Source organism: Actinoplanes italicus (genome assembly GCF_003001815.1).
Lineage (GTDB): Bacteria > Actinomycetota > Actinomycetes > Mycobacteriales > Micromonosporaceae > Actinoplanes > Actinoplanes italicus.
Window position 1 is genome coordinate 84288 of sequence record NZ_PVMZ01000028.1, and the last position, 12316, is coordinate 96603.

The 12316-nt window shown below is 68.8% G+C and carries 12 protein-coding genes; 9 read left to right on the top strand and 3 right to left on the bottom strand.

Annotation, left to right across the window (positions count from 1 at the left end; all coding sequences use genetic code 11):
* Nucleotides 1–90 precede the first annotated feature (90 nt).
* From CLV67_RS44065 to CLV67_RS44075, 3 genes are read left to right on the top strand one after another with little or no spacing between them, the layout of a single operon-like run.
* The gene (locus CLV67_RS44065; RefSeq protein WP_106329696.1) at nucleotides 91–1314 is read left to right on the top strand and encodes an AMP-binding protein; all 1224 of its coding nucleotides are present in this window, start codon (nucleotides 91–93) and stop codon (nucleotides 1312–1314) included.
* Nucleotides 1311–2345, top strand: coding sequence for a LuxE/PaaK family acyltransferase (locus CLV67_RS44070; protein ID WP_106329698.1), 1035 nt, complete (start codon nucleotides 1311–1313; stop codon nucleotides 2343–2345). Before CLV67_RS44065 ends, CLV67_RS44070 begins: the two co-directional genes overlap by 4 nt.
* The gene (locus CLV67_RS44075) at nucleotides 2342–3529 is read left to right on the top strand and encodes an acyl-CoA reductase (protein ID WP_106329700.1); all 1188 of its coding nucleotides are present in this window, start codon (nucleotides 2342–2344) and stop codon (nucleotides 3527–3529) included. Before CLV67_RS44070 ends, CLV67_RS44075 begins: the two co-directional genes overlap by 4 nt.
* Nucleotides 3530–3605: 76 nt before the next feature.
* Here the strand turns inward: CLV67_RS44075 and CLV67_RS44080 are convergent, their stop codons facing one another.
* On the bottom strand, nucleotides 3606–5384 hold the full coding sequence (locus CLV67_RS44080) for a hypothetical protein (RefSeq protein ID WP_146169541.1): 1779 nt from the start codon (nucleotides 5382–5384) through the stop codon (nucleotides 3606–3608).
* Nucleotides 5385–5590: 206 nt separating this feature from the next.
* Here CLV67_RS44080 and CLV67_RS44085 point away from each other — a divergent pair, with 206 nt between their 5' ends.
* From CLV67_RS44085 to CLV67_RS44110, 6 genes are all read left to right on the top strand, one after another.
* On the top strand, nucleotides 5591–5956 hold the full coding sequence (locus CLV67_RS44085) for a DUF2304 domain-containing protein (RefSeq protein WP_106329704.1): 366 nt from the start codon (nucleotides 5591–5593) through the stop codon (nucleotides 5954–5956).
* Nucleotides 5953–6657, top strand: a complete 705-nt coding sequence (locus CLV67_RS44090) for a glycosyltransferase family 2 protein (RefSeq protein ID WP_239166848.1) — start codon at nucleotides 5953–5955, stop codon at nucleotides 6655–6657. The genes CLV67_RS44085 and CLV67_RS44090 overlap by 4 nt, the downstream gene beginning before the upstream one ends.
* On the top strand, nucleotides 6654–7061 hold the full coding sequence (locus CLV67_RS44095) for a GtrA family protein (RefSeq protein ID WP_106329706.1): 408 nt from the start codon (nucleotides 6654–6656) through the stop codon (nucleotides 7059–7061). Before CLV67_RS44090 ends, CLV67_RS44095 begins: the two co-directional genes overlap by 4 nt.
* 78 nt (nucleotides 7062–7139) lie before the next feature.
* Nucleotides 7140–8444, top strand: coding sequence for a sensor histidine kinase (locus CLV67_RS44100; RefSeq protein ID WP_106329708.1), 1305 nt, complete (start codon nucleotides 7140–7142; stop codon nucleotides 8442–8444).
* 28 nt (nucleotides 8445–8472) lie between these two features.
* The gene (locus CLV67_RS44105) at nucleotides 8473–9117 is read left to right on the top strand and encodes a LuxR C-terminal-related transcriptional regulator (protein ID WP_106329710.1); all 645 of its coding nucleotides are present in this window, start codon (nucleotides 8473–8475) and stop codon (nucleotides 9115–9117) included.
* Between the two features lie 71 nt (nucleotides 9118–9188).
* The gene (locus CLV67_RS44110; RefSeq protein WP_106329712.1) at nucleotides 9189–11387 is read left to right on the top strand and encodes an MMPL family transporter; all 2199 of its coding nucleotides are present in this window, start codon (nucleotides 9189–9191) and stop codon (nucleotides 11385–11387) included.
* On the opposite strand, the gene CLV67_RS44115 is transcribed toward CLV67_RS44110, so the two are convergent.
* Both CLV67_RS44115 and CLV67_RS44120 read right to left on the bottom strand, forming a co-directional pair.
* Entirely contained in the window at nucleotides 11380–11742 is a 363-nt protein-coding gene (locus tag CLV67_RS44115; RefSeq protein WP_106329714.1) for a fluoride efflux transporter FluC, read from the bottom strand. The genes CLV67_RS44110 and CLV67_RS44115 overlap by 8 nt on opposite strands.
* Complete coding sequence (locus tag CLV67_RS44120) at nucleotides 11739–12083, bottom strand: fluoride efflux transporter FluC (RefSeq protein WP_106329716.1); 345 nt, start codon at nucleotides 12081–12083, stop codon at nucleotides 11739–11741. The genes CLV67_RS44115 and CLV67_RS44120 overlap by 4 nt, the downstream gene beginning before the upstream one ends.
* Nucleotides 12084–12316 lie beyond the last annotated feature (233 nt).

A 12316-nucleotide genomic window follows, 5' to 3' on the forward strand; every position in this document is an offset into this window, starting at 1 on the left:
CCTGAGACCGTCCCGGCCACGCCGGGCCGCTTCTGACGGAGTCCGAATTCCTCCCCGGCCTGAAGGCCGGAGCATCCTTCGGAGGTTCCGGTGAACCTGCTTCACCCGTCCGCGAAGGTCGTCGACGCGGCCACCGGCGAGGTCCTGACTCCGGCACTGATCGACGAGGCTGCGAAGGCGCTGCCTCCGGAGTCGCCTGTCTTCCTTCCGATGACCACGACCGTGCGGTCGATTGCGTCCTACCTGGCCGCGCTGCGTGCCGACAGGCCGGTTCTGCTGCTCGACCCGGACCTGGACCAGACCTCGTTGCGTGCCCGGTTCGCCACCGACGAAGTGCACCCGGACCTGGCACTTCTGCTCACCACGAGCGGCTCGACCGGCGACCCGAAACTCGTCCGGCTGTCCCGCTCGGCGGTGCTCGCCAACGCGGAACAGGTCGCCGAAAGCCTCGGCATCACCTCCGACGACGTCGCGATCACCACGTTGCCGCTCTTCTACTCGTACGGCCTGTCGGTCCTGCATTCGCATCTGCTGCGGGGCGCGACCGTGGTGCTGGAGCGGACCGGGATCATGCAGAGGGACTTCTGGGCCGCCGTGAACGAGCACGGGGTCACGTCGATGGCCTTCGTCCCGTCGCAGTACGAGATGCTGCGCCGGCTGCGCTTCGACCCGGCGAAGTACCCCACCCTGCGTACCCTCACCCAGGCCGGCGGCCGGCTGCGTGCCGAACTCGTCACCGACTTCGCCGGCCGGATGACCGCCGTGGGCGGCCGGATGTTCGTGATGTACGGCCAGACCGAGGCGGCACCACGGATGGCCTGCCTGCCCCCGTCCCACCTCGCCGAGAAGCTCGGCTCGGCCGGCCGGGCGATGCCCGGTGGCGCTTTCACGATTGACGACGGTGAGGTCGTCTATCAGGGACCCAACGTCATGATGGGGTACGCCGAAACGGCCGCCGATCTGGCGCGGGGCGACGATCTGCGTGGCGTGCTGCACACCGGTGACCTGGGCCGGATCGACGACGACGGGTTCCTCTTCCTCACCGGCCGGATCAAGCGGATGGGCAAGGTGTTCGGCGTCCGGATCAACCTGGACGACGTGGAGCGGCAGTTCCCGGTCGCGGCCGTGGCCGGCGACGACAGGCTGCACGTCTTCGCCGAGGGGGCCGACGCCGACGGTGTGCGCGTGCTGCGCACCAAGATCGCCGATTGGCTCGGGACCCACTTCACCGGCGTCGACGTCCGTGCGATCGAGACCCTTCCGCTGCTGCCGAACGGCAAGACCGACTACCGTGCCCTGGAGGCGTCGCTGTGAGTGTCTTCACGCTCTCCCAGACCGACCGGGAGAAGACGCTTCTTCCGGAGCTCGTCGATCTCGTCGATCACCACCGGCGCAACTGTGTGCCGTACGACCGGATCCTCTCCGCCTCGGGATTCGCCGGAGCATCGGACATATCCGAATTGCCGTGGCTGCCGGTGCGTCTGTTCAAGACGCTGGAACTCAAGAGCATCCCGGACGACGAGGTGTTCAAGGTCCTTACCTCGAGCGGCACCACCGGTGAGGTCAGCCGGATCTACCTCGACAAGGCCGCCGCTGCCACGCAGACCCGGCAACTCGGGGCGACCCTGCAGACCGTGCTCGGACCTCGCCGGCTGCCGATGCTCGTCGTCGACACGAAGTCGATCCTGAAGGACCGCCGCTCGTTCAGCGCCCGTGGAGCCGGCGTGCTCGGGATGTCCACTTTCGGTCGTGACCACTGCTGGGCGCTCGACGCCGAGGGCGTGGTGGATCTCGACGGCATCCGTGCCTTCCTGGCGAAGCACGGCGACGAGCCGTTCCTGATCTTCGGGTTCACCTATCTCGTGTGGCTGCACCTCTACGAGGTCGCCCTGTCACACGGGCTCGACCTGGGCAACGGCATCCTGATCCACTCGGGCGGCTGGAAGAAGCTCGTCGACCAGGCCGTCTCGCCGGCGGAGTTCCGCTCGCGCCTGGCGGGCGTCGGGATCACCAGGGTGCACAACTTCTACGGCATGGTCGAGCAGATCGGGACGATCTTCCTGGAAGGCCCGGACGGTGGTTCGCTGTACTGCCCCGACTTCGCGGACGTGGTGGTCCGCGACCCGGAGACGTGGGCGGAGCTCCCGCCCGGCGAACCGGGCCTCATCGAGGTGGTGAGCACCCTGCCCACCTCGTATCCCGGCCACGTGCTGCTCACCGAGGATCTCGGTGTGGTGCACGGCGTCGACGACGGCGACTGGCCCGGAAAGCGCTTCTCGGTTCTCGGCCGGCTGCCCCGCGCCGAGGCCCGGGGTTGCTCGGACACGTATCGGAGTGCCGCATGATTCACCGTTTCGGCGTCGAGGGTGACCTGACGGCGCCCTCGGAGGAGCGGCTCGCCGTCGGTGACCCGCGGATGGTCGACTTCCTCGCGAAACTGGCCCGGAAGCTGCTCGCGCCCGCGGTGGCGCGGCGGCACCCCGAACTCGGATCGCTCGGCTACTTCCTGCGCCCGGCCGAGCTGAAACGGTCGGTCGAGCGGATGACCGCGCGCCAGGACGCGCTGGTCTTCCCCCGGGGCAACGTCTTTCACCTGCCACCGGCCAACGTGGACACGATCTTCGTCTACTCCTGGGCGATCTCCGCGCTGGCCGGGAACCACAACGTGGTCCGGATCTCGTCACGGTCGGCAGGGGCGGCCGAGGTCATCCTCGAGGCCCTGAACGAGACCGAGGCCGACCCGGTGATCGCCCGGACCCAGCGGATGGTCACCTACGGTCACGACGATGCCGTTACCGCGGCGCTGAGCCGGTGGTGCGACCTGCGCGTCATCTGGGGCGGCGACACGGCCGTCGACACCATCCGTAGACAACCGCTGCGGCCTTCCGCGCGGGATCTGACCTTCCCCGACCGTACGTCCTGGGCGGTTCTCTCGGTGCCGGGGTGGCGGGCCGCCGATCCGGCCGCGCGCCGGGCCGCCGTGGTCGGGTTCGCGAACGACGCGTACTGGTTCGACCAGGCGGCCTGCTCCTCGCCACGGACCGTGTTCCTGGTCGGCGGTGGCGGAGACACCGGTGGGGTGCGGGCGGAGTTCCTGGATCTGTTGCTCGGCGTGGTCGACCAGCGCGGCTGGACCGTCGACCCGGCGATGGCCGTGGAGAAGCGGGTCAATGCGTACGGCCTGGCCGCGACCGGGGCCGCGACCGCGCTCGACTTCCCGGACAACCGGATCACGGCGGTGACCCTGGCCGGGACCGACCGGGCGCCGCGGCGGTGGATCGGTGCGGGCGCCTTCCCGTTCGCCGAGGTGGACTCCCTGATCGACCTGGTGCCGGCGATGAACCGCCAGGATCAGACGGTCAGCCACTTCGGGTTCACCCCGGCCGAGCTGCGAGCCTTCGCGGTGGAGCTGGGTGGCCGCGGCGTGGACCGGATCGTGCCGTTCGGCTCGGCCCTGACGTTCGGCGCCATCTGGGACGGCTACGACCTGCCCGCCGAGTTCACCCGCCTGACCACCCTCCAGCCCTGAACCCCGGCGGTGTCATACCGCTGTCTCACCGTGCCTGAGACAGCGGTGTGACACCGCCAGGTTTGTTTTCCGCCTTTCAGCGGCGGCGCCAGACTCCCACCTGACCGTCGTCCTGGCTGGCGCCCAGCAGCTCGTAGCCGTACTTCGTGCCGTCCCAGTGGAACGGCACACCCGGGTAGTAGCGACCGATCACCACGTCGACGTCCGGCTTCGTGTCGTCCGGTAGTTGGGTCAGCTCGGTCCAGTAGACGTCGTGGTAGAGGACGAAGTACCCCTCGTGGGTCATGTCGCCGGTGAAGCCGATCGAGTCGCCGGGGCCGACGCCGAGCTCCGGCAGGTCGATCGGCAGGGTGTAGCGGGCCGCGATCGGCTCGATGAGGCGGTCCCGCATGACCGCCATGGTCACGCCGTTCAGCGCCACGACCAGCGCCAGTACCGGAATCATCAGCCTGCGCAACCGGGTCACGGCCAGCAGGACGGCCAGTCCGGTGAGACCGATGGCGGTCCCGACGAGCGGCCGGAACTGCTTCCACCCCGCCGTGATGGTGATGATGTCCGGGCCGCCGAACAGGCCGTACCCGAGCCGGTGTCCCTGTTCGGCGACATAGCGGAGCCGGAACGCGATGACCGCCCCGCCCACGCCGAGGATCAGCACCGGCACGATCGCGTATCTCACCAGCGTGCGGAGCCGGCTGTCGGCCAGGACGGCGAAACCGAAGAGCAGCCAGAACGGTACGAACACCTGCACGTACCGCGAGTAGATCGCGTCGGCCGGGAGCCCGACGAGTCCGGCCAGGATCAGAGCCGCACCGAGGGCGGTGCCGACCGTGCTGAGCAGGGCCACACCGGCGGTCCACCGGAACGCCGCGTCCCGCCCACCCGGGGGACGGAACGTTCGTTCCGCCGGGTTCACGCCGGCCGGCCGGAAGATCTCCAGGGCGGCAGCCACCCAGGCCAGGCCGGCCAGACCGGCGGTGACCACGCACAGGTACCAGATGTTGGTGCCGAACGCGGCGATGAACACCTGGAGCCGCTGGCCGTCGGTGAACACCTCGAGAGTGCCGCCACCGACGATGTCGCCACGCAGGTGGACCCGGTCGCCGACCAGCAGGATGACCACCTGGTTCAGCACGATCAGCGCCATCACCGGCACGAGCGACAGGGCGGCGGATCGCACCCTCGCCAGGCGCCGGAACACCAGGAAGGCCAGGAACGCGAAGTAGACGAGCAGCAGGATCGTGCCGCGGATGTGCACGGTGTAGAGCACGCCGGTGATCACGCCCGCGGTGATCGCCGCACCCTTGCGAGCCGTGTCGCCGAGCCACCGATGGATCGCCAGGAACCAGCCGAGCATCAGCGGCGCCATGATCGAGTCGGTCATGCCGACGAGCGACCAGAAGACGCCGGCCGGGATCGTGGCGGCGGCGAGCGCGGCGGCCAGCGCGATCCAGGGCTTCAGCCCGAACATCCGGCGGCCCAGCAGATACGCCAGCGGCAGCGTCAATGCGCTGATCATGGCATTGACGACATGCACGATCTTGTACGAGGTGGCGAAGTCCAGCCCGAACAGGAACGCCGGTGATACGAGCAGTGGGTACCCGATGCGCCGGAACAGCGGCGTCTCCGAGCTGAAGCCCTCGGGCCCGCCGGCGATCGCCCGCGCCGCGTTCATGTAGCTGTCCTCATCGGTGTGCGCGATGGGATGCGTGATCGGGTTGCCGAGCCAGAGCCGCCACAACACTCCGGCCAGCCACCCGAGCACGAGGACCGCCACGATGACGGTTCCCGTCCGGTCGGGGGCGGGTTTCGCCGGCGTCGCTTGCCGTCGCGGGGCCGGAGTGACGTCTGTCGTCATCGTGATCGCTTTCGCCTGTGAATGAACGGCGACACGCTAACAGCAGACAGTGCCTGTTTTTCGATCCCTTGGGTCATTGTCCGCACTCGACAGCAGGCGGACATGTCGCGTCCACTTGACGTCTTCCTGGTTCATGTCGGAAAGAAATTTTCATCGCCAATTCTCTATTCCGCGCATCGGGGAAGTTTCAGACGGCGGGGAATCTGATGAGGTTGGTCTTTGTGACGGCCGCGACCGGGGTCGTCATGGTGGTCGTGATCTTCGAGCTGCTGCGCAGACGGCAACTGCGTGAGAAGTACGGCGCGTTATGGCTGGTGGTAGCCCTTGCCGTGCTCCCGCTTGCGTTCTTTCCGACTCTGCTCGACGGGTTCACCTCGGTCCTCGGCATCGCCTCCGGACTGAGCCTGTTCCTGTTCCTGAGCGTCGTCTTCCTGCTTCTGGTCTCGGTGCATCTCTCCTGGGAGAGCAGCCGGCTCGAGGAGGAGACGCGGTGTCTCTCCGAGGAGATCGCGCTTCTCCGTGCGGAGGTCGCCGAATTCAAGGAGTCGCGAGAGAGGGTGAATGCGCCGTGACCGCGACCAATGAGCGCCTGCTCACGATCCTGCCCGCCTGGAACGAGGCGGAATCGATCACCGCGGTCATCAAGGAGATCCAGCGGGAACTCCCCGAGGTGGACATCCTGGTCGTCGACGACTGCTCCCGGGACACGACGGCGGCGGTCGCCCGGGCCGCCGGAGCGAAGGTTCTGCGGCTGCCGTACAACCTCGGGGTCGGGGGTGCACGACGACTCGGTTATCGGTACGCCGCCGAGCACCACTACGACATCGCCGTGCAGATGGACGCCGACGGGCAGCACGATCCGCGGTACGTACGCGACATGGTGGACGCCCTGGCGACCGCCGACCTGGTGATCGGCGCACGGTTCGCCGGCGAGGGCGCGTACCGGGTCAGTGGCCCGCGGCAGTGGGCCATGAAGCTGCTGTCGGTGGCGCTGTCCGCGATCGCCGGGACGAGGCTGACCGACACCACCTCCGGGTTCCGGGCGTGCCGCGGTGAGCTGATCGAGTTCTACTCCCGCAACTTCCCGGTCGAGTACCTCGGCGACACGGTCGACACGATCGTCCAGACCCGGCGGTCGGGATACCTGATCAGCCAGATTCCGGTCTCGATGCGGCCGAGGCAGGGCGGTACGCCGAGCGCGTCGCCGGCCAAGTCGATGGTCTACCTGCTGCGCTCCGGGCTGGCACTGCTCCTTGCGCTGGTCCGGCGGTGACCGCCGGGGTCGACTCCGGCCGGTCCGTGCTCCGGATCACCCGCAGCAGCGGCTTCCGCTTCCTGGTCGTCGGCGGCACGAGCGTGGTGGTGGACGCGGGCCTGCTCTGGGTGCTGCACGGCCTGGTCGGCATGTGGCTGGAACCGGCCACCGCGCTGTCGTTCCTCGCCGGTCTCGTGGTGAACTTCGCGCTCAACCGGCAGTGGTCGTTCGCCTCGACCGGGCGGATGCGATCCCAGGCCGTCCGGTACGCCGCGCTCGTGGCCGTGAACCTGCTGGTCACCGTCGTGCTCGTCAAAGCACTCACCACCCTGGGCGTGATGTACCTGATCGCGAAGGTGTTCACCACGGCACTGCTGTCGGTGGTCAACTATTTCGTCTCGCGGAAGTGGATCTTCAGCTGAAGGTCGGGTTATCCCTACCCTCGGGTGGGCGGCTCACGGGATCGCCCCGGTGGGCGCGGGTGAATAGCGTCTTGGAGCATGACGACGACACACGTTGAGGCGGCACCCCACCGGAGCCTGTTCGGCCGCCTGCTTCGCCAACTGGGGATCGACACGCAGTACGTGCTGCTCGGCTTCCCGATCGGCCTGATCACGCTGGTCGTCGGCCTCACCGGATTCGCACTGGGCATCGGCACCGCGATCATCTGGGTCGGCCTGCCGATCCTGGTCGGCACGCTCATGGTGTCCCGCGGCTTCGCCATGACCGAGCGGGTCCGGATCAGCCCGGTGCTGCGGCGCCCCAGCCCGCACGCGATCTACAAGAGCAACCGTGGGCGCGGCTTCGTCCGCCGTACCCTCGGCCCGCTGTCGGATCAGCAGACCTGGCTCGACTGGACCCACGCGATCTTCCGGTTCATCCCGAGCACCATCGGCTTCTGCTTCGTCGTCACCTGGTGGGCCGGCACGCTGGCCGGACTCAGCTACCCGCTGTGGGACTGGGCGCTGCCGCACCCGCCGGACAACTACGAGCTGCACGAACTGCTCGGCTTCTCGGACACCGTCGGCACCCGGATGATGTTCAACCTCAGCATCGGGGTGTTCTTCGCCGGCACGCTGTACTGGGTGGTTCGCGGTGTCGCGCTGATGGAGGCCTGGTTCGCCCGGAGCCTGCTGGTAGCCGCCTCCGAACTGCGCCTGCAGGTGGCCGAGGCCGAGGAGGCCCGGGACGTGGCTCAGCGGCAGAAGCAGGCGGCGGTCTCCGCTGAGGCGGTGGCGCTGCGCAAGCTGGAACGTGACATCCACGACGGCCCGCAGCAGCGGCTGGTCCGCCTCGCCATGGACCTCGGCCGGGCCGAGCAGCAGTTCACCGAGGATCCGGAGCGGGCCAGGGCGATCGTGGCCGAGGCGCTCAGCCAGACCCGGGAGACACTCGACGAGCTGCGTGCCCTGTCCCGCGGCATCGCCCCGCCGATCCTGGTGGACCGGGGCCTGCGGGCGGCGCTGACCGCGCTGGCCGGCCGGTGCACCATCCCGGTGGACCTGGACGCGCCGCCGATGGACCGCCTGGACCCGGGAGTCGAGTCGACCGCCTACTTCGTGGTCGCCGAGGCGCTGACCAACGTCGCCAAGCACAGCCACGCCAACGAGGTGCAGGTCAGCGTGCAGCGGATCGACACCGGCCTGATCGTGACGGTCGCCGACGACGGTGTCGGTGGGGCGAGCCTGGCCAAGGGACACGGCCTGGCCGGCCTGAACGACCGGGTGGAGGCCGCCGGGGGAGTGCTCGCGGTGGACAGCCCGGCCGACGGCGGGACGCGGCTCACGGCGGCACTGCCCCTCTGAAGCCCTGCGGATCTGACAGCATGACCGCATGCGGGTGGTCATTGCCGATGATGCGGTGCTGTTGCGGGAGGGCCTGATCCGGCTCGTCGAGGAGAACGGTCATACCGTCGTCTCGGCCGTCGGGGACGGGCCCTCGCTCGTTCAAGCAATCAAGGAACACCGTCCGGACGTCTCCATCGTGGACGTCCGGATGCCGCCTTCGCACACCGATGAAGGTCTCCGCGCCTCGGTCGAGGCCCGTGCCGCGGTGCCGGGCAGCCCGATCCTGGTGCTCTCCCAATACGTCGAGGTCTCGTACGCCGACGATCTTCTGGCCGACCGCCGTGGGGCGGTCGGCTATCTGCTCAAGGACCGGGTCTCGGTAGTCGCCGAGTTCCTGGACAACCTCCGCCGGGTGGCCGAGGGCGGCACGGTGCTCGACCCCGAGGTGGTCGCCCAGCTGCTGGTGCGGCGCCGGCGTGACGACCCGATGCGCAGCCTGACCCCGCGGGAGCGGCAGGTGCTGGGTCTGATGGCCGAGGGCATGTCGAACACCGCGATCGCGCGCAAGATGGTGGTAACCGACGGTGCGGTGGAGAAGCACGTCCGCAACATCTTCACGAAGCTGGGTCTGCACCAGGACGAGGAGCAGCACCGGCGGGTGTTGGCGGTGCTGGCCTACCTTCAGGCGTAGGGCTAGCACTACCCCGGACCGGGGTGTCTTCCGTATCGATTGGCCACTTCGGACTCCATAGCGTTTTCCCCATGGAGAACAGGGAAAACGTCAAGGGAATCGCGGCTCGTGTCGCGATCTGGAGTGCCCGCCATCGGGTGCTCGCGATACTCGGCTGGATCGTCTTCGTCGCCGCCACGGTCGTCCTGAGCGGCATGATCGGCACCAAGCAGGCGGACGAGGGCACGGCCGGGCACGGGGAATCCGGCGACGCCGACCGGATCATCGCGGCGGCCGGGTTCCCGGAGCAGCCGGCCGGCGAGATGGTGCTGATCCAGAACCGGGCCGAGTCGGACCGGACGGCGGCCAGCGCGGAGATCACCAGGGTTCTCGGTACGACCACCGGCGTCACCGACGTGCAGGAGCCGATCCAGTCCGCCGACAACCGGTCGACCCTGATCAGCTTCAACATCGCCGGTGACCCCCAGACCGCCGAGGAGCGGGTCGGGCCGGTCATGGACGCCGTGGCGAAGGTGCAGGCCGCCCATCCCGGCCTCTACATCGCCGAGGCCGGCTCGGCGAGCGCCGACCAGCTTGTCACCGAAGAGCTCGAGGGCGGCCTGAACCGCCTCGGGATGCTGTCCATCCCGGTGACGCTGGGCATCCTGCTCGTGGCATTCGGCGCGGTGGTCGCCTCGTTCCTGCCCGTCCTGCTGGCGATCATGTCGGTGGTCGCCGCGATCGGCCTGATGGCGGCGGCGAGCCGCTTCGCTCCCGCGGTCGACGAGACCACGCACGTCATGCTGCTGATCGGCCTGGCCGTCGGTGTCGACTACTGCCTGTTCTACATCCGCCGGGAACGCGACGAGCGCCGCCGGGGAGCCGACCCGCACCGGGCGCTGACGATCGCCGCGCAGACCTCGGGCCGTTCGATCTGGGTCTCCGGCCTGACCGTCATGATCGCCATGGCCGGCATGTACTTCACCCAGGACGTCGTGTTCGTCAGCTTCGCCACCGGCACCATCCTGGTGGTGGCCACGGCCGTGCTCGGCTCGCTGACCGTGCTGCCCGCCCTGCTCTCGGCGCTGGGTGACCGGGTCGACGCCATCAAGATCCCCGGCCTCTACCGTCGCAACAGTGATGGCCGCGTCTGGAACGCGCTGCTCAACGTCGTACTCGCCAAGCCGTTGATCTCCGCGATCGTCGCCGTCGCCGCACTCGCCGCACTGGCCTACCCCGCCCTCGATCTGAAGACCCGTGGCCAGGGCATCCAGGACGTCTCGCCGGACGCCCCGGTGGTCCAGACGTTCCTGGCCATCAGCGAGTCGTTCCCCAGCAAGACCACGCCGGCGCAGATCGTCGTCAAGGACGACTCGGTCAAGTCCGCCGAGTTCGACAAGGCCGTGGCCGGGCTCGAGGCCGCGGTCCAGGGCAGCGGCGGGAAGCTGGTCGAGCCCATCGATGTCGATGTCAATCCGGCCGGGAACGTCGCGATCGTGTCGGTCGGCCTGGCCGGCAAGGAGAGCGACAGCGTCGCCGTCGACGCGCTGAACCTGCTGCGTGACAAGGTCGTGCCGGACACCTTCGGCCGGATCGACGGTGCCACCGCGCTGGTCACCGGCTCCACCGCGGGCGGTGTCGACTACAACGAGCAACTCGACAAGACCCTGCCGCTGGTGTTCGCCTTCGTCCTCGGACTGGCGTTCATCCTGCTGCTGGTGTCGTTCCGGTCGGTCGTGGTCGCGGTCACCGGGTTGCTGCTGAACCTGCTGTCGGTCGCGGCCTGCTACGGCATGCTGGTCTACGTCTTCCAGTGGGGCAACTTCGAGGACCAGCTCGGCTTCGTCTCCGGCGGCGGCATCACCAACTGGATCCCGATGTTCCTGTTCGTGATCCTGTTCGGGCTGTCGATGGACTACCACGTCTTCGTGGTCAGCCGGATCCGTGAGGGCCACGACCGCGGCCTGCCGACGCGGGACGCGGTCCGTGAGGGCATCGGACAGACCGCCGGCGTGATCACCAGCGCCGCCGTGGTGATGGTCGCGGTGTTCGCGCTCTTCGCCACCCTCCCGCTGACCGCCACCAAGGAGATGGGCGTCGGTCTCGCCGTGGCGGTCCTGCTGGATGCCACGATCATCCGGGCCGTGCTGCTGCCCTCGGTGATGACGATGCTCGGCCGGGCCAACTGGTGGCTGCCGAAGTGGCTGGGCTGGCTGCCGGAGATCGCGCATGAGCCGCCGGCGCAGGTCACCCCTGAGCGCCCCGAGCGGGAGCTGATCCCGATCAGCTGACCACGGTACGGGCGAGGGCGCCGCCGATCACGGCGGCGCCCATTCCGGCCGTGATGCTGAGCAGGGCGTACCCGCAGGCGGTCAGGATCTCCCGGCGCCGGGTCAGGGCGAGGATCTCCCAGCTGAACGTCGAGTACGTGGTGAGCGCCCCGCAGAACCCCGTGCCGAGCAGCGCGACCGTCCCGGCGGACAGCGGCAGGCCCAGCACCAGCCCGAGCACGAACGACCCCACGATGTTGACGGCGAGCGTCCCCCACGGGAAGGCCGTGCCGAACCGGGCCTGCAGATATCGGTCGGTCAGGTAGCGCATCGGGGCGCCGGCCGCCGCGCCGAGGGCCACGAGCAGCGCGGTCATCGGGCCAGCAGGCTTCCCGCCGTCACGGCGACGACCGCACCGATCAGGGTGGTCGCCAGATAGATCAGTCCCGCCTGGGAGACTTCCACGATCGCGGTCGAGAACGTGGTGTACCCGCCGAGGAATCCGGTGCCGAGCAGCAGCCGCGGCAGCCGCCGCTGCACCCGGGTGTTGAGCACCCCGATCAGGAAGCAGCCGGACACGTTGATCACCCAGGTCGACCAGGGAAAATCCCCTTGGGTGTACGGATAGACAGTGCCGATTCCATAGCGTGCCAGAGCGCCCAGCACCCCACCCGCAGCGACGGCGGCGAGGTCGGCCCGTTTCACGTCGAGATCCATCACCCGGAACTCTATGGTGCCGGCCGGGGAGACGTGGCGGCGTCCGCCCCGGCCGGTTTTCCAGGCGCTCCTGCTGGAGAGCGGACCTGTCCGTCCACTGTAGATCAAGATCTTGAAGACCCCGGTGCGGGGCCGCCGATCTGAATTCTGGCCGTCCACGCGGTGACGTCTTGTGCCGGATACCCCGAAGCAGCAGAAACCACCCGAATCGTCATGCCGAAGATTGGTACCGT